The organism is Paenibacillus sp. P4_A9 (assembly GCF_056402415.1).
Map to the genome: position 1 here is coordinate 1 of NZ_JBFUHL010000069.1, position 21,358 is coordinate 21,358.

The 21,358-nt window shown below is 44.6% G+C and carries 17 protein-coding genes; 6 read left to right on the forward strand and 11 right to left on the reverse strand.

The features are described from left to right. A partial coding sequence (locus tag AC1DVJ_RS25930) for a sugar ABC transporter permease (RefSeq protein ID WP_477594829.1) occupies positions 1–629 on the reverse strand: 629 nt, incomplete at its 3' end. Between the two features lie 254 nt (positions 630–883). Between AC1DVJ_RS25930 and AC1DVJ_RS25935 the strand changes: the two genes are divergently transcribed. Continuing rightward, entirely contained in the window at positions 884–2,878 is a 1,995-nt protein-coding gene (locus tag AC1DVJ_RS25935; RefSeq protein WP_477594831.1) for a beta-galactosidase, read from the forward strand. A 107-nt stretch (positions 2,879–2,985) separates the two neighbouring features. Further along, positions 2,986–3,744, forward strand: a complete 759-nt coding sequence (locus AC1DVJ_RS25940; RefSeq protein WP_477594833.1) for a YheC/YheD family protein — start codon at positions 2,986–2,988, stop codon at positions 3,742–3,744. A 331-nt stretch (positions 3,745–4,075) separates the two neighbouring features. Here the strand turns inward: AC1DVJ_RS25940 and AC1DVJ_RS25945 are convergent, their stop codons facing one another. From AC1DVJ_RS25945 to AC1DVJ_RS25975, 7 genes are all read right to left on the reverse strand, one after another. Continuing rightward, a complete protein-coding gene (locus tag AC1DVJ_RS25945) occupies positions 4,076–5,119 on the reverse strand; it encodes a glycoside hydrolase family 88/105 protein (protein WP_477594835.1) in 1,044 nt (347 codons plus the stop codon). Between the two features lie 25 nt (positions 5,120–5,144). Continuing rightward, positions 5,145–5,921: a carbohydrate ABC transporter permease gene (locus tag AC1DVJ_RS25950; protein WP_477594859.1), complete on the reverse strand. Its 777-nt coding sequence runs from the start codon at positions 5,919–5,921 to the stop codon at positions 5,145–5,147. 76 nt (positions 5,922–5,997) lie between these two features. Beyond that, positions 5,998–6,900 (reverse strand): carbohydrate ABC transporter permease, encoded by a 903-nt coding sequence (locus AC1DVJ_RS25955; protein ID WP_477594837.1) that lies wholly within the window; start codon positions 6,898–6,900, stop codon positions 5,998–6,000. A gap of 425 nt (positions 6,901–7,325) precedes the next feature. Next, positions 7,326–8,657 (reverse strand): ABC transporter substrate-binding protein, encoded by a 1,332-nt coding sequence (locus tag AC1DVJ_RS25960; RefSeq protein WP_477594839.1) that lies wholly within the window; start codon positions 8,655–8,657, stop codon positions 7,326–7,328. 95 nt (positions 8,658–8,752) lie between these two features. After that, positions 8,753–10,315 carry a response regulator transcription factor gene (locus tag AC1DVJ_RS25965; protein WP_477594841.1) on the reverse strand — a complete coding sequence of 521 codons (1,563 nt, stop codon included), beginning with the start codon at positions 10,313–10,315 and terminating at the stop codon, positions 8,753–8,755. A 3-nt stretch (positions 10,316–10,318) separates the two neighbouring features. Next, positions 10,319–12,067 carry a sensor histidine kinase gene (locus AC1DVJ_RS25970; protein WP_477594843.1) on the reverse strand — a complete coding sequence of 583 codons (1,749 nt, stop codon included), beginning with the start codon at positions 12,065–12,067 and terminating at the stop codon, positions 10,319–10,321. 172 nt (positions 12,068–12,239) lie between these two features. Beyond that, positions 12,240–12,623 carry a hypothetical protein gene (locus AC1DVJ_RS25975; RefSeq protein WP_477594845.1) on the reverse strand — a complete coding sequence of 128 codons (384 nt, stop codon included), beginning with the start codon at positions 12,621–12,623 and terminating at the stop codon, positions 12,240–12,242. A gap of 227 nt (positions 12,624–12,850) precedes the next feature. On the opposite strand from AC1DVJ_RS25975, the gene AC1DVJ_RS25980 reads away from it, so the two are divergent. From AC1DVJ_RS25980 to AC1DVJ_RS25995, 4 genes are all read left to right on the forward strand, one after another. After that, positions 12,851–13,117, forward strand: a complete 267-nt coding sequence (locus tag AC1DVJ_RS25980; protein ID WP_477594847.1) for a hypothetical protein — start codon at positions 12,851–12,853, stop codon at positions 13,115–13,117. Between the two features lie 162 nt (positions 13,118–13,279). Then, complete coding sequence (locus AC1DVJ_RS25985) at positions 13,280–13,651, forward strand: CidA/LrgA family protein (RefSeq protein WP_477594849.1); 372 nt, start codon at positions 13,280–13,282, stop codon at positions 13,649–13,651. Positions 13,652–13,677: 26 nt separating this feature from the next. Continuing rightward, positions 13,678–14,340: an LrgB family protein gene (locus tag AC1DVJ_RS25990; protein WP_477594861.1), complete on the forward strand. Its 663-nt coding sequence runs from the start codon at positions 13,678–13,680 to the stop codon at positions 14,338–14,340. Positions 14,341–14,480: 140 nt separating this feature from the next. Further along, entirely contained in the window at positions 14,481–15,713 is a 1,233-nt protein-coding gene (locus tag AC1DVJ_RS25995) for a helix-turn-helix domain-containing protein (RefSeq protein ID WP_477594851.1), read from the forward strand. Between the two features lie 57 nt (positions 15,714–15,770). Here the strand turns inward: AC1DVJ_RS25995 and AC1DVJ_RS26000 are convergent, their stop codons facing one another. The 3 genes from AC1DVJ_RS26000 to AC1DVJ_RS26010 form a co-directional block, all read right to left on the reverse strand. Continuing rightward, on the reverse strand, positions 15,771–20,051 hold the full coding sequence (locus AC1DVJ_RS26000) for a S8 family serine peptidase (RefSeq protein WP_477594853.1): 4,281 nt from the start codon (positions 20,049–20,051) through the stop codon (positions 15,771–15,773). Between the two features lie 302 nt (positions 20,052–20,353). Continuing rightward, positions 20,354–20,782: a GNAT family N-acetyltransferase gene (locus tag AC1DVJ_RS26005; protein ID WP_477594855.1), complete on the reverse strand. Its 429-nt coding sequence runs from the start codon at positions 20,780–20,782 to the stop codon at positions 20,354–20,356. A gap of 5 nt (positions 20,783–20,787) precedes the next feature. Next, positions 20,788–21,273: a hypothetical protein gene (locus tag AC1DVJ_RS26010; protein ID WP_477594857.1), complete on the reverse strand. Its 486-nt coding sequence runs from the start codon at positions 21,271–21,273 to the stop codon at positions 20,788–20,790. Positions 21,274–21,358: the final 85 nt, after the last annotated feature.

Sequence of the window (21,358 nt, forward strand, 5' to 3'; positions counted from 1 at the left end):
ACACCAGCCAGAGCTGCTAAGAAGATAATCGTTCCAAAGCCGCATTCCTTCCACATCGTTTGAATGATAATCATCGGTCGAAACCATTCAGGAGTCGCTAAGAAGTTTATTTTATATCCAAAATACTTCTGTAAAAGCTCATTAACGAGACCTCCTTCCGTAGTAAGGAAGACATAGGTCAAGCTGGCCACAATGACTAAAGATATGAAGTGCGGCACATAAATCAAGGTTTGAACGGTTCTTTTGTACATATTAACCTTGATCTCATTCAGTAAGAGTGCAAGGATAATCGGTGCCGGAAAGTAAAACACCAGATTATATAAGGAGAGCAACAACGTATTTCGGAGGAGCATGAAAAATTCTGGGTTTTGAAAAAACACACGAAAATGCTCTAAGCCGACCCAGTCACTTTTCCAAAATCCTAGAAATGGTTGATAATTCTTAAAGGCAAGCAGCACACCCCACATGGGCACATACTTGAAAATAATGAAATACAATAAGCCTGGCGTTAGTAGTAGGTAGATCCATTTATCTTTACGCAACCTTCCCCATACCTGCGACCTGCGAAGCCCCTTCGACTGGGACATCTGAACAATCTCTCTGTTGTTAGGAGCAGCTGCCTGCTTCATCCTTTTCACCTCCATGTCATGATCGCCTCGTCAGCGTTTGTACCCCTATTATGCAATTGCGATCATTTACCGCCAATCAGACATTCTTGTAAGCCCTTCCAACCGCTTGAAATGGACAATCATCAAGAAAGTGCAAAGCCGTCAAAACAGTTGAAACCCCCTGATTTTTCCAGCAAGAATGTGTTATTGCCCCTGATGCATGGTTGCACTTATAGTAGAAACTAACTTTTAGATGATGAGGATGGATGATGAAAATGGGTAAAAAGTTATATCATGGTGCGGCCTGGTATCCCGAGCTTTGGGATCAATCGGTCATTGAGCAGGATATCCTTCTGATGAAGCAAGCAGGCATGAATGTCGTGCGAATTGGCGAATTCGCCTGGTCAAATATGGAGCCTACCGAGGGTAATATTGATCTTGGATTTTTTGTAGAGATGGTGCAGTTGCTCCATGAAAATGGAATTGAGACGGTTATGTGTACGCCTACGCCGACACCACCGATTTGGTTCACGTACGGTCATCCTGAACGGATGTATGTGAATGAGCACATGCAAGTTATGGGCCATGGTTCAAGGCAGCATGCGTGTACGAATCATCCCTATTTCCGGGAAAAGGCAGCGATCATTACCGAACACATCGCGAAAGCGATTGGTCGCTTGCCAAGTGTGATCGGATGGCAAATCGACAATGAATTCAAAGCGCATGTGTCCGAATGTATGTGTGGAACTTGCCTAACTCAGTGGCATGAATGGTTAGAAGCGCGGTACGAAACAGTTCAAAAGTTGAATGAGGCATGGGGCACGCAAATATGGAGCGAATACTACCATTGCTTCGAGCAAGTACCACAGCCTGGTCCAGCGCCGTTCTTGCATAACTCCTCTCTCAGCACGATGTACCAACTATTTTCAATGGAGAAAATCGCACAATTCTCGGACGAACAGGCGGCTATTATCCGCCAATTCTCGGATGCGCCAATTACGCACAATAGCAGCGTCGCTTTCAGCGTAGATAATGAGCGGCTGTTTCGCGAGCTGGATTTTGCGTCCTTCGACACCTACGCGACGTATGATCACCCGGCCAACTATTTATTAAATAACGATTTGTGGCGGAATTTTAAGCGCGGACGGGATTACTGGATCATGGAAACGAGTCCTTCCCATGCTGCGTCTCTCGCTAGCTATGCGAAGCCGCACCCGAATGGCTATCTCAAAGCTGAAGCGGTTGCCGCATATGCGCTGGGTGCAGAAGCTTTCTGTTATTGGCTGTGGAGACAGCAGCGTTCCGGCTGTGAACAACCACATGGCTCTGTCATCAGCACGTGGGGCAAGCCAACGGTTGGTTATCCGAATGTGCTAGAGGTTGAACAAGCGAGGCAGGAGATTGAAGCTACGATCTTAGCGACACGGCCCAAGCAAGCTGAGGTTGCCATGACGTATTCGGATCGATCCAAAGCGTTCTTGAAAACCGAACCGCATCAAAAGCTGAATCATCGCGGTCTGGTTACCGGGTTCTATGAGCGGATACTGAATCTAGGGATTCACCGAGATATCATCCCGGAAGGCGCAGAGCTATCTGGGTACAAGCTGTTGTTTACACCTTTCCTCCCTTATATTTCTGCTGACTTTATGAAGCGTGCTACTGCGTTTGTTGCCGAAGGCGGTGTGTGGGTTGTTGGCCCTCTCTCCGGCGGACGCACAGAAGAGCACACGATGCATACGCATGCTGCGCTCGGTGATTTGGAGCAGCTAGCTGGCGTGGAAACGGTCTACACGTTTCCAATGGACGGCAGCGGCTCAGTTGGCAGCGCGTTTGACGTCGCTGCACCGCTTTCTCTTTGGAGCGCTGTCTTCGAGGCGAAGGAAGCGATGGCTGTTGGAACCGTCGAAGCCGGACTAGCGGCTGGGCATGCTTTCATCACGGAGCGGACGTATGGCAAAGGCAAGATCGTGATGCTCGGCTCGATGCCGACTGGCGACGAAGGCGAGCAGTTGTTGAACAAGCTCATCACGCAGTATGCGGATGATGCTGGTGTTACCCTCCGCACCGATGTGACCGCAGGTACAATTGTCGCGCCGAGACAAGGCGATGGCTATGAGGTGTGGGTTGTTGTGAACATGGACGGAGCCGGCGGCAGCGTGACGCTTCCAAGGGAAGGCGTTGATCCCATTACGGGAACACGTTACCGTGAAGGTAAGCTGACGCTCGGCCGATACGAGCATAAGGTAATCCAATTTACTAGCGTAGAGTAGACACTACTGATAAGATTACTTGCGCCAAAATTGGTGCAGCAGCTAGGTAAACGCACTGACAAGCAGGGCTCACCTCACATACGCTGTCTAAAAGAGGTGTACACCCTATGCCCACGTATAAAAGCAGATCAATTAAAAGCAAATGGCGTAAAACAAAATGGCTGCTTCAGCAACCGGATTTACGCCACTACGTCCCTCGAACCGTGCTTTTTACGAAAAACAATTTGAATGCGATGCTTTCTTCTTATAAGACTGTCTTTTTTAAGCCCACTGGCGGTTCAGGCGGTTCGAATATTATCCGAATCCGACGGAGACCCCGTGGCTTCCAAACCCAGTTGAATCGAAAAAAAACCTTCTACACGACGGAGAAAAAGCTGCATACCCAACTGTCCAACCATGCTGGCAAGCGTTCCTATTTACTCCAGAAAGGGATTAATCTTGCCAAGACAAAGGGCAGACCCTTCGATATACGCGTCATGGTGCAGAAGACAAATCAGGGTGAGTGGGTCAGTACCGGACTCTTCACCAAAATTGGAAGTCCAGGCAAAGTAGCCACCAATTATAATCAAGGCGGGACCGTTGGGTACTTTCAGCCGACACTGTTAGAAGCTGGATATTCCAAATCTGCGATCCAAGAGCGGGAAAGAGAATTGAAGCAGCTAGGCGTATCTGTTGGAAACAACTTTGACAACCATGTCAAAGGGTTCAGGGAACTGGGTCTCGACGTAGCACTTGATTCTAAGGGGAAGCCATGGATTCTGGAAGTAAACACGCGCCCCCAGATTTATCCTCTGAAGAACTTGTCAGATCGTAAATTGTATCAACGAATAGCAAGCATCGGCAAGCAATATGGGCGCACCAGATAGGGTGTGTAGTTTGTACCGTGTGTGGTGGTCCCTCGTAGCACCCGAAAAAACTGCGTACCAAAGACTTTAACGCCCTTTTGAGGCGCTAAAGTCAGATCGCTGGCCGCCACTTATGCTTTAAGGCCCTTTTCGGACCTTAAAGTGCTCGAAGTATCTCGACAGCCTGAAAAACCTCCAGCTAAATTCGGTCATTCACTGCGAAAATCGCAGAAATGCGAAGATTAACTGGAGGTTTTCCATTTAGAATTGATAATTAGCTAATACTCGAGAAAATAGCTGGAGGTTTTCGATCTAAACATTGCACGGGGGGTTAGGCCATTACCAATACCCCTCAACAACCGTTCCCGAAGCTATCCTTCTTCGAGCGAAGTACCTCGGCTAGGAATGTCAATGTCAATCCTTGTCCCCATCCTTGGATGCGTTTGTCAGGCACACCTTTGTAGCCTTCGGCGTTATTCATGACAGCTGTGCCGGCTGATACGCCTGTTACGGTGCCGTCCTCGGTGATTTGAGCCAAGATACCGTTGATCGACTTTTGCGTGTATTTGTTGTACAATCTTCCTCGCGTTAGCAAAGCTGTAGCAATCCCTGCAGATCCAGAAGTCTCTAAGGGTGCCGCCCTATCATCAAGTATCGTGTGCCATAAGCCTGATTCATCCTGCAACCGGACAAGTGCGCTCAACTGATCGCGCAGTGAACCATCAATGATCATAAACGAAGGATGCGTTACCGCTACGAGATGGAGCGCACGCGCCATCGTGAGCGCTGCCCAAGAATTCCCACGCGCCCAGAACATGGCGGACATATTGTTTTGAGCAATGTTATCCCAACCGTGATAGTATAGATTGGTTTTCGCATCCTGTAGGACATTTTCATGTCCATGATATTGCTTCAAACCAATTTCGAAATAGTTATCGTTATCGAGCAAGTTACCAACACGCAGCAGGAAGTACCCGGCCATGAACATCGTATCCACCCAAGCTTGCTCAGGGAAATTGTAGGTTTCAGAATTCACGGTATGCTGGAGAATGTCATCGCCGAAACGCTCTGCATCTTTACATAGGAAATCTGCCATTTCCTTAATGGTATCTAGGTATCTCTCGTCTTTCGTCACTTCATACAAGGTAAGAAGGGAATGTCCGATGGACACCGCATTGACGGATAACTTTGGCAAGCCATCTTCCATATTTTCATCTACCCAAGCCTTCAGTCTGGTTAGATACGATTCATTTCCTGTCGCCGCATAGGCTTCACAAACGCCATAAAACGCGACACCGCCAGGCCAATCCCAACCGAAGTCCATTCGAAACGTGCGATCTACCACACGGTCGATAGCTGATCTGATCTCATTTTCATCAAAAACTAATTTCGGCATATCCTCTAGTTCCCCTCTCATATTCTTATCCTTTCAAACCGCTCGTAGAGATTCCTTCCACAATGTAACGCTGAAAAAGAAAGAACACGATAATGATTGGAATTAGTGACAGCGATGCCATTGCAAACATCCCGCCCCAATTGTTGATCGAATCGCCGTCCAGGAATAGCTTGAGCGCCAATGACACTGGATAAAGTGACGGTTTATTTAAGTAGAGCAGCGGATTGATGAAATCCTCCCACCGCCAGTAGAACGAGAAAATGGTCGCCGTAATGAGTGATGGAACGATTAATGGGACTAAGATTCGGAAGAAAATACCGTATTTGCTGCAACCGTCCATTTTCGCCGCTTCATCCAGTTCGATCGGAATCGTGCGGATAAATTGCATAATGAGAAAGATAAAGAACGGAATTGCGAAAAATTGCGGAAGTATAATTGGTTTAAAAGAAGATAGCCAGCCCAGCTTCGAGAACATCACATATTGTGGAATAATCGTTACGTCATGGGGAAGCATCATCGTTATCATCATACAAGTGAACCAGAAGTTTTTGCCTACAAACGGGATACGTGCGAAAGCATAAGCAACTAACGCCGAGCTAACGACCGCGCCAATCGTCGACAATATAACGATGTAGAACGAGTTTATATAAAATGTTGCGAATGTATTTCCAGCAAAGCCCTTCCAGCCGGAAACGTAATTCTCCCAAGCGATTGTGCTAGGAATCAAGCTATAGGTAGTTGTAAAAATCTCATCATTCGGTTTAAGTGAGCTCGCAATGAGCCAAAGAATCGGATAGACCATAGCTAAAGCAAGTATGCCTACAATAATATGATATGCATAGGGCTTCAAGGTTTTTCTCGTGCTGACGTTGATCATGCTACCGCTCTCCTTTCGATTCGTAATACACCCAGTATTTGGAGGTTTGGAAAAGAACCAGGGCGATGAGGCCGATTAGCAAAAGCATAACCCATGCCATCGCTGATGCGTAACCCATCTCGTAAAATTGGAACGCCCTACGGTACAAGTACAGAGAGTAAAGTAATGTATTATCGAGCGGTCCGCCCTCGCCACGTGAAATGATGTATGCGGGTGTAAACGTCATAAATGCGGATATCGTTTGCATGATAAGGTTGAACAAAATGATCGGGCTAAGCAATGGTAAGGTAATATTGAAAAATTGTCTTACCTTGCTTGCGCCATCCACACTCGCTGCCTCGTAGTAGGAATACGGGATGTTCTTGAGACCAGCTAAGAAGATCAGCATGGATGATCCGAACTGCCACACGGACAAAGCAATCAATGTCCACAGCGCCGTCGCTGGATTTCCGATCCAGGAAATGTCGGTATGTATACCAATTGCGCCTAGGAAGGAATTCAATAAGCCTTTGTCACCAAACACTTGTGTCCACATGATGGACACGGCAACACTGCCGCCGATCAGAGAAGGAAGATAAAAAGATGATCGGTAAACACCAATCCCCCGAGCTGCTTTATTCAATAGCATTGCAACCGCTAAGGCGAAAATCAGTCGTAAAGGAACGCTGGCAAACACATACGTAAAGGTAACGCTAAGTGACTTCCAATATTTATCATCCGCTGTAAACATCTTCTGATAATTATCAAAACCAATCACATTTGGTGTTTCAAATAAGTTGTAGTCCGTAAACGAATAGTAGAGCGATGAAATGATTGGATACAATGTGAAAATGAGAAAGCCTAGTATAAACGGAGAGGCAAACACATACCCAACTAGGTTATTGTTATCCCGCAGCTTGTTCATTGTTAATCAACCCCTATATGTTTGATCTCAGGAATGAGAGGCACCGCGCCTCATCTCTTCTCTTCTATCTGTATTATAAAGATGTTTGATCACGCCATGAAGGCAAAAAACCGTTCATTTTGTTTAATTAGCCGAGGTTAACGTAAACCGTGTAAACGGCTTCAATGCGAAAGCGAGTCGGTTTTTTCGACTTACGCGGTGCCCAGGGCGCTTTCGTGATCTGCTAAGTCGATATTTTCGACTTAGGCGTCGCCCAGGGCGCTTTCGCGTCCGCTAAGTCGATTTTTTCGACTTAGACGGCGCTTCGGCGCGCTCCCGCAACCCGCTAAGTCGATTTTTTCGACTTAATCCCACTCGCATTGCCTCTCTGGCGCAATTCTCCAAACAAAAGGCTCCGCAGATGAATTCCGCGGAGCCTTACGTATTTACTTCTTATTTTTAGCTAAAATAGCCGTTGCATCCTTACGGAATTTGGCTGCGCCTTCTTCAACCGTCAGCTTCTTGTATAGGATTTGCTCTACTGTATCCTTGAGCAATTTATCAACCTCAACCGCGCCTACAGGGTTCGGAGGATCCATTTGGGAGCTGTTCTTCTCAGCCCAAGCGACGTATTCGAATACTTTCTTTTGCTCTGGCGTCAAATCTGGCAATAACGCTTCCTTCACTTTGGAGGATACTGGAACGCCACGCTCGCCTTTAATAATTTTGTTAGCGTCAATATCATTGATCAGGAAGTCAACGAATTTGACAGCTTCTTCTTTCACTTTAGAAGATTTCGCTACTGTCCAGTACATACTTGGCTTCAAGAATAGCGCTTTGTTGAGGTTCCAGCCTGGAATCGGAAGAATATCAAGGGAACGCTTCGCAGCTGTGTTAACAAGTATAAATTGGTTGGACCAACCATTAGACGAAACCGCGTTGCCTAGCACCACTTCATCGTCTTCTGGCGTTCCTTTTTTCTGAGCTAGCTTATCCAGCGGCAGTAAGTAACCAGAATCATACCATTTTTTGTACATCGTATAAAAATCAATGAACGGTTTGTCATCCGTGTAACCGAGCGAAGCTCCGTCAGCTCCGTACATTTTCTGGCCTTGGCCTCTTAGGAAGAACGGGAAGTAGACATCATGTCGAAGGTCAGCACCAAGCATTTTCCCTTTCGCTTTCAGCTGGGCACCCATGGCATCCCAATCAGCAAATGTCCAGTCTTGCTTAGGTGTAATCCCTGCATCCTTCAACATTTGAGGATCTACGGTCGATTGCAAAGCATTGGAACCTGCATTTATCGCTACAAGCTTTCCGTCCACTTTACCACCGGAAAGATTGTTTTCACTAATGTCTTTCACATTTAGAATGCCATTCTTCGTATAGGAGTCGAAATCCTCAAGCTGACCTCTGCCACCATACTGCGTCAAATATGAGATGTCCATTTGAAACACGTCGGGTAATCCGTTAGCGGCAGCTTGTGGTGCAAGCTTTTTCCAATAATCGTCAAAGGCTGCATACTCGGATTCAATTTTCACATTCGGATGCTTCTTCTGGTACAATTCAATCACTTTCAACGTGTAATCGTGACGTGCTTGTCCACCCCACCAGGCAACGCGCAATGTAACTGGATCTGCCTTGGCACTCGTCGTAGATGTTGTACTTGCTGCTGGGCTTGAGCTGGTACCCGTGTTTGGCGTGCTTGTTGATCCGCTAGTGCCACAACCAGCGAGTAGAACTGCGGCAGAGATCACGGTGAACATTACTTTCTTCATCTGTATTTCCTCCCCAAAGGTGTAATCGGTTTATTTCTACTCGTATTATCGCGCCGCAAGGAGGAAACGTGAATCCAAAATACAGTCCTGTTTGTTTAAAATGCAGAGGTGTCTGTCGATTTCATATATTCAGACGGTGTAGAACCTCGGTATTTTTTGAATACTTGACTAAAATATTGTGGATTGTCTCCGAAACCAAGTCGCTCTGCCAGCTCGAAAATTTTGATATCAGCATCTTCAGCGATCATTTCAGTAGCTCGATTAATTCTAGCTTTCATGACATAATTAGAAAATTTCTCTCCTGTTTCCTTCTTGAATAATTTCCCGAGATAGTCCGCATTCATATACAGCATATCATGCGCTACCCAATTCAAGCTGAGATCTGAGTTCCCGAGTTGCTCATTAATAACATCGATAACCTTCTGAACAATCGCACTATGCTTCACTTTGTTGAGACCATAGAATCGGTCCGTCATGGTAATTACAACATTTTCCAGGAATGACTGTATCGTTTGAAGCGTGTTCATTTCCACAATCAATGGGATTTGTGTGAAATAATGATTCATTTCATCTGGTGCACACTGACGGACAAGTGATACGAATTGCTGAATGACGTACGATTTGGTCGCATCAATGTCCAACTGCGCTTCCTTCAACCCGCCGATAAAAGCATGCAAAGCTGCCTCTGCTTCCTCGCGATGACCAGATCTCACCGACATATTCAGTCGTTCCTCGTCCCAACCCAATTCTTTCGGTGAAGCCTCTTGGGAGACCTCAGTGTCCTTACGGGTAATGAGACTGCCCTCCCCCAGATAAAAACGGTAATTCAAGAGATGCAGGCATTCCTTATACAGGTGTCTAGCCTTCGTAATGTGGCTCGGCTCACTAAGCGCGATCGTCGCATCCTTTTTGTAATACATTTGAAAAGTGTCCCTTATGTGATAAATACGCTCATGGAGTTGATCGATGTGATCCGATTCTTCAATTAGAATTAAAACATGATTCCCAATGGTTGTACTTAAAAGGGGACTATCCAAGATTTCCTGGGCAATGTTTTTAATGGCAAACAGATGCTCGAATTCAAAACCCTCTTCCAACTGGAAAAGAAGAAGTCGAATTTGGTAATCAAACTCAAGCTTAAATATGTTTCGAAAATAGTCCCAATCCCAATTTCCGTACGTTTTATTCGTGACGAACTCTTTCAGGAATTGCTCTTTTACATGCGGCATCACCTTCTCAAGCTCTGCCTTCATATTCTTAACGAACGACTCCTTACTCGTTTCCTGCTCAAGCTCCGCCACGATTTCCTGCAGCGCTTCACCGATTTTCCCTTCATTCGTTGGCTTTAGCAAATAATGCTTAACCCCATACTGCATGGCTCTGCTCGCATAATCAAATTCACCGAAGCCTGACAGCAACACGAATCGGATATGAGGATAGGCCTCATGAACACGAGCAACCAGCTCAAGTCCATCCATCCCAGGCATACGAATATCACTTATGATAATATCTGGTGCCTGTTTCTGTATAAATTCAAAGGCTTCCACACCATTACGCGCAGTCCCAATAAGCTCAGTTTGTAAAGACGGCCAATCCACTAAACGCGAAATGCCATCCAGAATAATTCTTTCGTCGTCTACTAACAACACTTTGTGCATCTCTTATTCCTCCTGTCCTTTTGGTAAATTAAGAATGATGGAAGCGCCAAACTCAGCTGCCTCATCCACCCGAATACCATATGCTTCGCCAAAGGCAAGCTTAATCCGATCATCGATATTCAGAAGTCCGATGCCTTTACCTTTCGTTGTCACTTCGCCACTTCGCAATCTTTCAATCACGCCTCTTGGCATACCCGGCCCTGTATCCTCAACCGCAAGGAAGATCCCGTCTTCCGTGCTCCAGCCTCGGATCGAGATTTCACAAGGCTCGATTGTTGACTCCAGCGCATAATGAATCGCATTCTCCATCAACGGTTGGAGTGTCAGCTTGGGTATAGCACGATTCATTAATTCTTCTGGCACATCAAGTTTGAACACCAGACGTTCTTCGAAGCGTATTTTCTGAATCGTCACATAGCTTCTTACAATATCGATTTCCTCACCCAGTGTAATAATCGGTTCTTTCAAATCGACGGAGTGGCGAAGCAAATACGCTAGCGCCTCCACCATCTCGGAAATTTTGGATTGCCGATTCACTTTCGCCATCCAATTAATGGATTCCAACGTATTGTACAGAAAATGAGGATTAATTTGGGACTGCAAGGCTTTAAATTCCGTTTCCTTTATCAAAAGACGATTCGCATAATTTTCCTGGATTAATGTGTTGATGCGTTCAATCATGAATCGGAAGCTCCGCTGTAAGAGTCCGATTTCATTCATCGCGAGTTGCCCGCCTGACGGAAATAAATTCGCTTCTTCGAAATTCCCTTTCTCCGCTAGCTTCATCCGCACCATTAACTCGTCGATCGGTCGCGTTAAGCTGTACGAGAAACGAATTCCTAACAAAATGACGACGACGAAGATGGCGATAAAGACGAAAACGACCATTTCCTTAATAAATATGATACGATCAAAAATTTGATTAAATGGCGTAAGATTCAAGTAAGTCCAACCTGTATTCAGCGATTGTATTTGGGCAATGAAATATTCTTCATCGTCAATTTTCTGGATTTCATATCCTTTAACCGTATTCGTAGGCTTGGCAAGCCGACTTAAATCAAAGGAAGGCTCACTAGGGAAAATGACATGCCCATCGGACACAATCATCACATCGCCCTCTTCCGGTKCGATATCGCGAACGATTTTCTCAATATTAATACGGATCACAAGCGTCCCTAAATAGTCCAAATCAAAGTTCGTTTTGTGAAACGAGCGTATTTCTCGCGTGGCAATCAGTGCCGAATCCTTACTGTCGGGATAAATCCAACGATTTTCCCCTTTTCCCTCAGCAGCGACATCCATGATCTGCCTTTTCCTTTCAGCATCCATCCGCTTCATGTTGCCGCCTTCATGATCGTTGCCTTTGGCATCCATAATTTGAATGGAAAATAAATAGGGTTCCACGCCTGAATAACTGATCAATCGGTCTATTAAGTATTGACTAATAATAAGGCGGTCATAATCGGAGGGATCTTTTTTCAGTGAAGTTAACCATTCTTGAACCTGCTCCTCCGCCAAAATCCTGTAAGATAACTGCTGTAATCGTTTGAGCTCAGTCTCTATCGCCGTTGACGATAAATTCAGCACGCGCGAGGATTTCTCATAGATTTGACCGTCATATATAGAGAATACATACTGCTGAATTAGGATCGTAACTGACAATGAAATTGCGATGACCATCGTGATCAGAATAGACAACTTGTTTTTGATCTTCATATGTCGATAAGCATCAATGATGGAACGTACTCCCATGGTCGGTTGACTCCCTGCCTGCGTCGTTTTGTATTCGATTATGGCACCCTAAATGATAATGGTCAACAATTATGATCTATACGACCTTGATGAAAAGGCCATTTAAGTCGTAAATGCATGGAAATCCCAAACAAAAAAGCTCCCGCGAATTGAATGCTGGGAGCTTCTTTCTCTACAAGACCGTTTGAAAACCTGTCTTATCGGCATGTTTATATTTAATACCTGAACCACGCGTCGAAATGACCATCATATCTCGCCAAATCAGCAGATCAGTTACCTCGGCTTGTGCATTCAACGCATGCAGCATGATGTTGCCTCTGATCTCGATCAGTTTATAGAGCCCTGTATTCGCACACACATAAACCTCCCCGCGATGAGGGACTAAGCGATTCAAAAACATCCCCTCAAACCGATGCTGATGGAAGCCGCCTTGCTTATTACCAACAACCAAGCCCCCGCGCTCCGTCGTCCCGATCAGCATTGTGTTGAATACCGCTAAGCTTGTCACAGCTTGAGGAAGCGGCATACTACACCAATCCCCTGTTAAATTATTCATCTCGACTAGCCCCCTCATGATGCTGTTCACATTCGTCAACAATTGATAATCATTTTCATTTAGTTACTCTAAATCGAATGATAATGGTTCTCACTTGTTATGTCAAGATCAACCACCACATTTAGGAGACTTCTGACAATATGTCAGAATACGACACCGATTTTCGAGCGACATCGCATTCTAAATACGTTAATCTATGAAAAATGATTCATAGGAGGCGTACTAGGATGCAAAACTTACAAATCTGTGGATTGGGTTTTATTGTGCTATGTATCATGTACTTTATGGTCATCGATGTTTTCGAGAAGAGTAAACGCCTCAGACAGACTGCTTCAAACCTACAAGAGCCAACGAGTGAAGCCGTTCCTGCTGTTAGCAGAACGATCTCCCCTCCTATTCAAGAAGGTGTGTATCCCCTGTATATCGACTGCAGTCGTAATGAACAATTTATCCCGCCACACTCGAATAACGCCTTAACCCCTGTGACTATATGAAATAAACGACTACGCCGTCCATTAAGGACGGCGTAGTCGTTTATCGCCAAATAGCAAGAATTTCTTGGTAACCGAAAACTACTACTTCTATTGTGTTAAAATAAGAGCACATCACGGATAGATAGAACGGGGCTAATCTGTGCCCTCAACGAAGGAGACAACATGTTAGGACTCGCGATTTTAGTAGCTTTTAATGGATTAGGTATCTGGCTGCAAACCAGCTTTCATCTACCTCTGCCCGGCAATGTCATTGGACTTATTCTTTTTACCATCGCGTTGTTTGCGAAGCTGATCAAGCTTGAATGGGTCGAAACGACGGCCAATTGGTTCACAGGGCATATGATGCTGTTTTTCCTGCCTTTTGTCGTGGGAACGATGGCGTTCTTTCCGCTTATTGGGGCGAACTGGCTGTCCATTGGGGTAGGCGTCATGGGCAGTTCGGTGGCTGTGCTGGTGGTAACAGGCTTTATAACTTCCAAGATGCAACGTCGTAGGGATAATGGGCAAAAGACAGCCGAAGGCGGGATGTCATGACTACCTCCGCTTGGCTTATGAACCCGATGTTTGGCATCGCGCTCAGCGTTGTGGCCTATACAGCCGCGCAACATCTACATAAGCGCTGGCGCTGGCTGCATCCGCTGTTTGTATGCTCCGGCTTCATTATCTGCGTGCTGCTAAGCTTTCATATCCCCTATGCGGCATATAAGGTAGGCGCGGATATGATTACCGTGCTGCTTGGTCCAGCAACGGTGGCCCTCGGAGTGCCGCTGTATAAACATGCGGCTTTGATCCAAAAGCACATCACCCGCATCCTGATTGCCGTTACCGCGGGTTCGCTAACCGGCATCGTAAGCGCCGCTGCCCTCGTGGGACTGCTCGGCGGAAGCCGCGAGATTCTGCTCAGCATGCTGCCGAAATCCGTGAGCTCGCCGATCGCGTTAGAGATATCTCGTCATCTCGGCGGCTTGCCGGAGTTAACGGCTGTGCTGACTGTTCTTACTGGGCTTTTTGGCAGTATGTTTGGCCGAAAGCTGCTAGTGTGGCTTGGCTTCAGCGACGCCTTGTCCATCGGCATCGCCATGGGGACCGCTGCGCACGGCATCGGTACCGCGAGACTCCTCAAGGATTCTGAGGAGGAAGGCAGTATGAGCGGCTTCGCCATGGGCGTTGCCGGGATTGTGACTTCGATTTTGTTTATTCCGGTGTATTGGTGGTTTATGTAGATAAGTAAAAATGCCAAGAAATAAGGGATCTAACCCTTTCTTCTTGGCATTTTCTGCTATCTCGCCTAAAGGTGATACTGCCTATCATTTGTTGTACAATGGAAAAGCAGCTCATTATTTGAAACTTGGGGGAATTTTGTATGTATGAAGGAAAAATCATTAAATTCTACAGAGAAAAATCCCAATTAACACAAGAACAACTAGGACGAGGCATTTGCTCGGATACGCATATTAGCAAAATAGAACGGGGATCCACCGAATATTCACCGGAAATCATCTCATTTCTATCTAAACGTCTTGAAATAGATATTACACAAGAAGCCATTCGACTAAAAAATATAAGAACAAGACTCCATCATTGGCACGATGTCATTATTGAGCAGCTTTTTGAGGAAATGGCCGCGCTGTATGATGAATTTGAGCAGGAGCCTCTCATCCAGCTTTCCGATTACCAGCCTCTTTACAACTTGCTGAAGGCTCGCTACTACCTGATGCATAACCAAGTTGATAAAGCCTATAAGGTGATCAAGCTATTTCAAAAGGAAACTTGGCCGCTCCCCCCCTATGAAACGAATTTATTCAATCATGTTCTGGGCATGTACTACATGGCGAAACAAGAATTTTCTAAATCTATTGATACCTTAACGGCCATTGTGCATGAGGACTACAATAATCCCGAGTATTACTATCATCTGGCCTCCGCCTATCATGCAGTACAGTCACCCGTCATGGCTTATTTTTACGCGGAGAAATCGCTAGTTTTCTTTAAAGGAATCAACAGCTTCCTAAGAATTATTGACGCGGAAATGCTAATGCTTATTCAGGTCAAAGATGAGAAAAGCCGCGACTTCAAAGAAACAATTCGACGCTTTGAGAAGCTGCTAATAAGCTGTGATATCTGCAATGCACCTGTTCGCAAAGCAAGAGTTCTTCATAATTTGGCCTATGAGTACTTTCGAAGAGAAAACTATGACTTGGCGAGTACGTACTATCAGCAATCGATGCAATTAAAAGAAAAGAAAACAGGCGTATACCTGCTTTCTTTGGAGGGTTATATTCGGAGTTGTTTGTCAGGTGAGTTAATTCCCAGAAAAGAACTGCTTCAAATCACTCGAGAGGGCCTAGCACTCGCCAAAAAGCTGAAGGAGTCTTTCTACATTCTGCTTCTTAATCTCCTCATTCTTTCAATTCAAAACCGGGAAACCGACTATCATGAATATTTAAGTGATATTGCATTGCCTAAGTTTAGAGAATCGGGTAATACGTATCTGATTCAAAGTTCCGAGAAGGAATTGTTTACCTATTACGTCAAATTGAATCAGACTGATAAAGCCATGGAAATTGCTAGCATCATGATGAATAAAGTGAAATAACGTCTTTTAGCTGCTTACTCAACAACGACATGAGACACCGTAGAACACCTCCATTACCTAGTTGATAGGCGCAAGACCTAGCTCATTTAAGTAATAAGCTACATCCTTTTTCCCATCTTTGTCTTTCGCTTTACCTTTGACATCCGGACCCATTCTCAGGAAGTTCTTCTCAATGAAACGAACATCTTTCTCATCCACGATGCCATCTTGATTCAGATCCTCTTTCTTGGAGGATTTTCCGAAAGAGTTGGCTGCTTTCTTGAGATCTTCAATGTCGATCATCCCGTCACCATTCACATCACCGGCGTAGTTGATGGGTTGATCTTGCGCAAGCCATGGGTCTGTCCCGATCAGCTCGCCATTCTCCGTTTTGCTCAATTGCGCCGTTAATTTACTAGTTAGATGCCCTGGAACTTCTACAAAAATGTCATAAGCTTGTTTCGTGACTGGGAGATCATAAATGTAGAATACGCCGCCTGGATCGACAGATCCTTGATACGTTTTTCCATCCGCCGATTTCGCATATACCTTAGTTCCAAGCTTGGAGTAGTCTTTCGTCCAGTCTAAGTAGCCATACTCATCAAGGAAGACCTCTGCCCATGTTACCGATGCAACTGTTGAGTGTTTCGGAATAATATCAAATCCATTGATTTGATTAAACACAGGCGCTATTGTTGGTACGGTTTCTCCGTCTTTCATGTAGAAAAACTCTTCGATATTTTGTTCGATATTCATCGTGTCTTTGATGATCCCAAACCACTTATCGTCCACCAATTTAAACGTGACATCTAGGAAGGCACTGTCTCCATCAAACCCATGGAAATTGTTACCCGAAATAGATGCGCCAACTTTCACCATTTGTTTGGATTCGAACACATCATGATCCGCGACAACGGCTTTGTCCAAATTAACCTTCAAACCTTTTTGGTCAGCTATTTTTTGGAAAGCAGGATTTACCTTCACATCTACAAATTTAAAATGCTTATAGTAATCCACCGTATAGTTACCTGACATTAGCTTTTGAACATTATTTAGGTTTAAGGTCATCGTAATCTCATCACCCAAGTAAACTTTTTTCTTGTTATACTGCGGTACGACATACGCTGAACCTGCTTTGATAAATCCGTAGTGACGGAAATCTCGAATAAGACGGCCGTTCGTAGCCATGTCAATCGGGAATAGATTCATCGTTAACGGATGATCTTTAAGATCCTCTGGCGTTACCCCGAACTTCACATTCCCGTTCGCCTGAATAGGGAATTCTCCGTCAGGAAAAACATTTTGATTTTCATAATAGTACAAATGATTAGCAGATTGCGTAATATTGGATGATGCTAGCGAATCAATCGCTGTGTCATGTACGTTGGCATGAACCCACAGCGCACGATGGCTTTTACCATCTATTTCTTCGACTGTATACATGTCATCACTTACCTCGTAAACCCCTGGCGCGTAATCTAGGAATTTGAGTTCAGGTAATGTATTATCCACAACAAACGCTTGTTCTTTCGTAAAGGTGTGACCATTCGCTTCCGTCGCGATCATCCTGATTTTATATGCGCCTTCTGTTAGGTCTACGGGATCGGCACTAATCGTCGGATGAGATGGATCTCCAGTTAAGGGATAAACCCATCCGCCAACGGGATAGATATATATTTCTTGGTCTAACGGAGCATCAACGGCATCAACCGTTCGGCCATTAGCACTTCCCAGCACCTTTCCATCATTATCCGTAATGAGCACATCGATGTTTTGTACAGCACTATTTAATTTGAAAAACAATATTTTGATCGGGTCTTCTAGAAAAGGATGCATAATTTCAGGCAGATCCGTCATGATCGCTTGATTACTTAATTGCATATATTCGATGCCTGGCTCTACGACGCGAACAGCGAACGGAATGCGATATTTCTCATCGGTTTGCGTTGGGTCCGCATTAACAATGTTGATATATCCTTCATATCTGCCTAATGCCGCATTCGTCGGCACCTGAATGTTCGCCGTCAGATCGACCTTCTGACCAGCAGCCACATTCACAGTGTTTGGAACCGTTACCGTAACACCATTGGCTTCAGCATTCGGTACGCCTGGCTTAGCTGGCAGATACTCGACTGAGAACTTGTATTGTTTATCCACATCGCTTCTGTTTTGAATGACTAACGGACGGCTCTCTTCAACGGCCTTATTCGCTATTTTCGCGTGGTTTCCGAAAAATATAGAGCCCGTTTGATCTTCAATTTCTACATATTGACCATCTACTTCGTTCAAGGTCTTATCAATCACTTTAATTGAAGTCGTCGCAGTAACCGCTTCGACAACATCCACTTCCCCCGCTCCCACTTCATAAACGGAGTAATTTCCATTCAAGGCATCTGCGGTATTCATCAATGCAGCCTTCACATCAAAAGGCGTATACGTAGGATTTTGTTGTAAAATAAGTGCTGCAATTCCCGCCATATGAGGCGTCGCCATCGATGTGCCAGAAATCCGAGCATAGGCTGACGAATAATCCAGCCCCTCTTCTGGACTATTGATATACTCCGGATAACTCGAGTAAACAGCTACACCTGGCCCGATGACGTCTGGTTTAATATCGTAATTCGTATTGACTGGTCCTCGACCACTAAAATCAGCTAATTTATTACCTTCAGTTGAAATACTGCTAACAGCGCCGAACGTAATAGTGGGTTTACTATTCACCGCTAACATGGACTCCCCATCGGCTTTGGTTAAACGGAAAGCAGGGATAAATTTAGGACCTTGTCCTGTATAATGCGGAATTTCGCCATCGACATTATTGAACACGAGAACTGCTTTCGCTCCAGCCGCTCTCGCGTTAACGACTTTCTCATCTAGTGCATTTTCACCACGCTGAATCAGAGCAACCTTCCCCGTAAAGTCTTTGCCTTCAAAGTCAGAACTCATACCCAGTCCCGCGAATTCAATAGGGAAATTTTGTCCTGTTAAATCTGCTAAGTTATCCGTGAAATTTTTGGCTAAGAGCTTCATATCTGGAAGCTGCGTTTGAACGGTCGTATAGACACTCGCAGAAACCGTTGGAATCGTCATCGAGAAATCACTTGCGCCAACTGTGATCCCAAGCGCAGTTGTTCCAGGTACCGTTACCGTTCTTTCATTTGGCCCTGAATTCCCTGCAGCTACAAGACAAACTACGCCAGAAAGTGTTGCGTTGTTAATCGCAATCGATTCGGGGGCTAACGGATCATTATAAGTTGCTCCAAGGGATAAATTAATGACTTGCATGCCGTCTTTAACTGCTTTGTCGATAGCAGCGATTATGCCGCTCTCAGGTCCACTCCCGTAAGGACCCAGCACGCGATATGCGTATAGATCAACTTCAGGCGCTACACCTAATGCAGGGGAAGCCACGTTATTCGCACCTTGGCCCGCGATGGTTCCCGATACGTGGGTACCATGTGATGTAAAGTAGGTAGCTCCTTCAGGCTTTCCAGCATCTACCCAATCCTTGTATGTTGTTTCCATCGGATCGGCATCGTTATCGACGAAATCCCAGCCTTTCACCGATGTTGGATCGATAGACTGCGGATTAACGTTTTGTTGAGCCTTATATCCTTTATATACATCCCTTAAGTCTGGATGGTTATAGTCGATCCCTGTATCAAGAACGCCAACTTTGACCCCTTTCCCTTTAATTCCTTTGCCGTGTAGAATGTCAATGCCATCTAAAGGAATACGATTCTCATYGGATTGTTGTTGGCTTATCTCTTCAACTTGAGCAGAAGACAGAGCTACTTCCTTGGGATCCAGCTTTACGACATTATCTTTATAAATTCGATTCACGACGCCTGATTCCAATAACGATTCTATATCAGAACCTGGCAGCGTCATCGCTACACCATTAAATGCAGAGTGATATTCTCTCGTAATTTGCAATTTACTTTCCCCAACCGTTAAGGGATTAATTCCAAGCGTTGATGATGAGTCCCCTTGCTTTTTTTGCACAAATGCTTTAAATACGTCATGATCTTTTTTCGCATGAGCTTGCGCGGCTGAAGGTGAGATCTGTATCCCGTCTGCCGCTTGTTTGATCACTTCTACCTTGGCGGGTGCTTGCTTAAATTCAATGATGACATTCGTTAAATCTGGACTCTTGAGGTTTATCTCTGATGAAATGACAGGACGTCCTACCTTTAAATCAGTTAATGCATTCTTCTGTGCAACTGAGAGATTTTTCAATAGCTTCTCTGCTTGCTGAGAAGAACCAGTCGCTGATACCTGGTAAGGAAGAAAGGAGGATACGACGACTAAACCAGCTAAAGCTTTCACTGCCATACGGTTAAATTTACCTTTACCCATAAACTCTCTCCTCGCTGTTTTTTATTCACTATTAGAAGATTTGAAACTGTAGTAGTGCTAGTTTACATGCACTTCAAAATGTCGTAAATGGGGGGAATTCGGGCCGATTTTCTGCACTTTTAACCTTCTATTAGCGGGTGTTCTTCGTGCTTATTCCATAAAATACAAAAAAATACGCCCCTAGATACTAGAGGCGCAAGCGTTTGGTAGATTTATGACCTATCTATTAGATATCTTGCAGTTCAGGAAATTTCAAGCCTTTTCCCAAACCAATCGATTAAACTACTCACAGTTTCCAATATTTACTCTAATTTGCGATTGAAAACCTGCTGTGACTTCACATTCGTATACCCAATCCGATTGTAAAACTCATGTGCTTCTTTCCTTTGCCCACCTGAACGTACCCTGATTAAACCATATCCCTTTGCTCTAGCCCATTCTTCACACTGACGCATAAGCTTCTCACCAATCCCCTTACGCTTATGAGCATGATCAACAACTAGACCTCCAATTTCTGCAAAATCAGGGCTTTCAATTAAATGCCTGCCATGCACATGTACCCAGCCAATTACTTTACCTTCTAACTCCATGACGAATACAGCATTGTCATCATCTAGCAAAAGGTTTGTTAAGCGTTGTAAGAGTTGATCTTCTGCCGCTGGATAACCTAATTGATTTGATAATTTGGCTATATCTAAAGCGTCAAATGTTTCGGCAATTCGTATAATCATTTTATTCAACCCTCCATGTGATTGCTTTTAAACGGGTCCGTTTCAATTTCGCCTTTGAGATTCAAATATAGTTTTCCTGTCCCATCATTAAAATTCCAAAATAAAGTATTATTAATTTGAAATAGGTGTAAATTTTGAAAGGGATTATTGGTTTCAAGTTTAACTTTGAATCCCTCCGATTCGATCCGTTTAATTATATTTTCGTAAGTGATAGGTAATTTTACGGTTTCAACTTTATCAATGGAGTGAAATAATACTGCGAATTGTTGTCCACTTTCGTCTTTTGCCACACATATGAATGGTTTAGTAAAGTAGGGGAGTGATGCAACCTCAGTTAATTTCATCGAAGAAAGTTTTGTAGTATAGCCTTCTGTAATATATAGTTTGTCTTCTGCCATCACTTCATTGATTTGTTGGGAACTCCTCTCGCAGCCGATAAACGAAAAACTTATAGCTAATAGCAATATAAACTGTACGATTACTCGTTTCATTACAAGACCTCCATAGTCAATAACATAAAAAACTCACTCCCTGTATGAGATTATTCCGATAAATCATTATTTGATTAAATAATAC

Excerpts from the sequence above, each read along its gene's own strand:
- AC1DVJ_RS25935 (WP_477594831.1), top strand. The coding sequence starts at position 884 with ATGGGTAAAAAGTTATATCATGGTGCGGCCTGGTATCCCGAGCTTTGG.
- AC1DVJ_RS26010 (WP_477594857.1), bottom strand. The coding sequence starts at position 21,273 with ATGAAACGAGTAATCGTACAGTTTATATTGCTATTAGCTATAAGTTTT.
- AC1DVJ_RS25980 (WP_477594847.1), top strand. The coding sequence starts at position 12,851 with ATGCAAAACTTACAAATCTGTGGATTGGGTTTTATTGTGCTATGTATC.
- AC1DVJ_RS26005 (WP_477594855.1), bottom strand. The coding sequence starts at position 20,782 with ATGATTATACGAATTGCCGAAACATTTGACGCTTTAGATATAGCCAAA.
- AC1DVJ_RS25955 (WP_477594837.1), bottom strand. The coding sequence starts at position 6,900 with ATGAACAAGCTGCGGGATAACAATAACCTAGTTGGGTATGTGTTTGCC.
- AC1DVJ_RS25940 (WP_477594833.1), top strand. The coding sequence starts at position 2,986 with ATGCCCACGTATAAAAGCAGATCAATTAAAAGCAAATGGCGTAAAACA.
- AC1DVJ_RS25950 (WP_477594859.1), bottom strand. The coding sequence starts at position 5,921 with ATGGTCTATCCGATTCTTTGGCTCATTGCGAGCTCACTTAAACCGAAT.
- AC1DVJ_RS25985 (WP_477594849.1), top strand. The coding sequence starts at position 13,280 with ATGTTAGGACTCGCGATTTTAGTAGCTTTTAATGGATTAGGTATCTGG.
- AC1DVJ_RS25960 (WP_477594839.1), bottom strand. The coding sequence starts at position 8,657 with ATGAAGAAAGTAATGTTCACCGTGATCTCTGCCGCAGTTCTACTCGCT.
- AC1DVJ_RS25965 (WP_477594841.1), bottom strand. The coding sequence starts at position 10,315 with ATGCACAAAGTGTTGTTAGTAGACGACGAAAGAATTATTCTGGATGGC.
- AC1DVJ_RS25945 (WP_477594835.1), bottom strand. The coding sequence starts at position 5,119 with ATGCCGAAATTAGTTTTTGATGAAAATGAGATCAGATCAGCTATCGAC.
- AC1DVJ_RS25990 (WP_477594861.1), top strand. The coding sequence starts at position 13,678 with ATGTTTGGCATCGCGCTCAGCGTTGTGGCCTATACAGCCGCGCAACAT.
- AC1DVJ_RS25995 (WP_477594851.1), top strand. The coding sequence starts at position 14,481 with ATGTATGAAGGAAAAATCATTAAATTCTACAGAGAAAAATCCCAATTA.
- AC1DVJ_RS25975 (WP_477594845.1), bottom strand. The coding sequence starts at position 12,623 with ATGAATAATTTAACAGGGGATTGGTGTAGTATGCCGCTTCCTCAAGCT.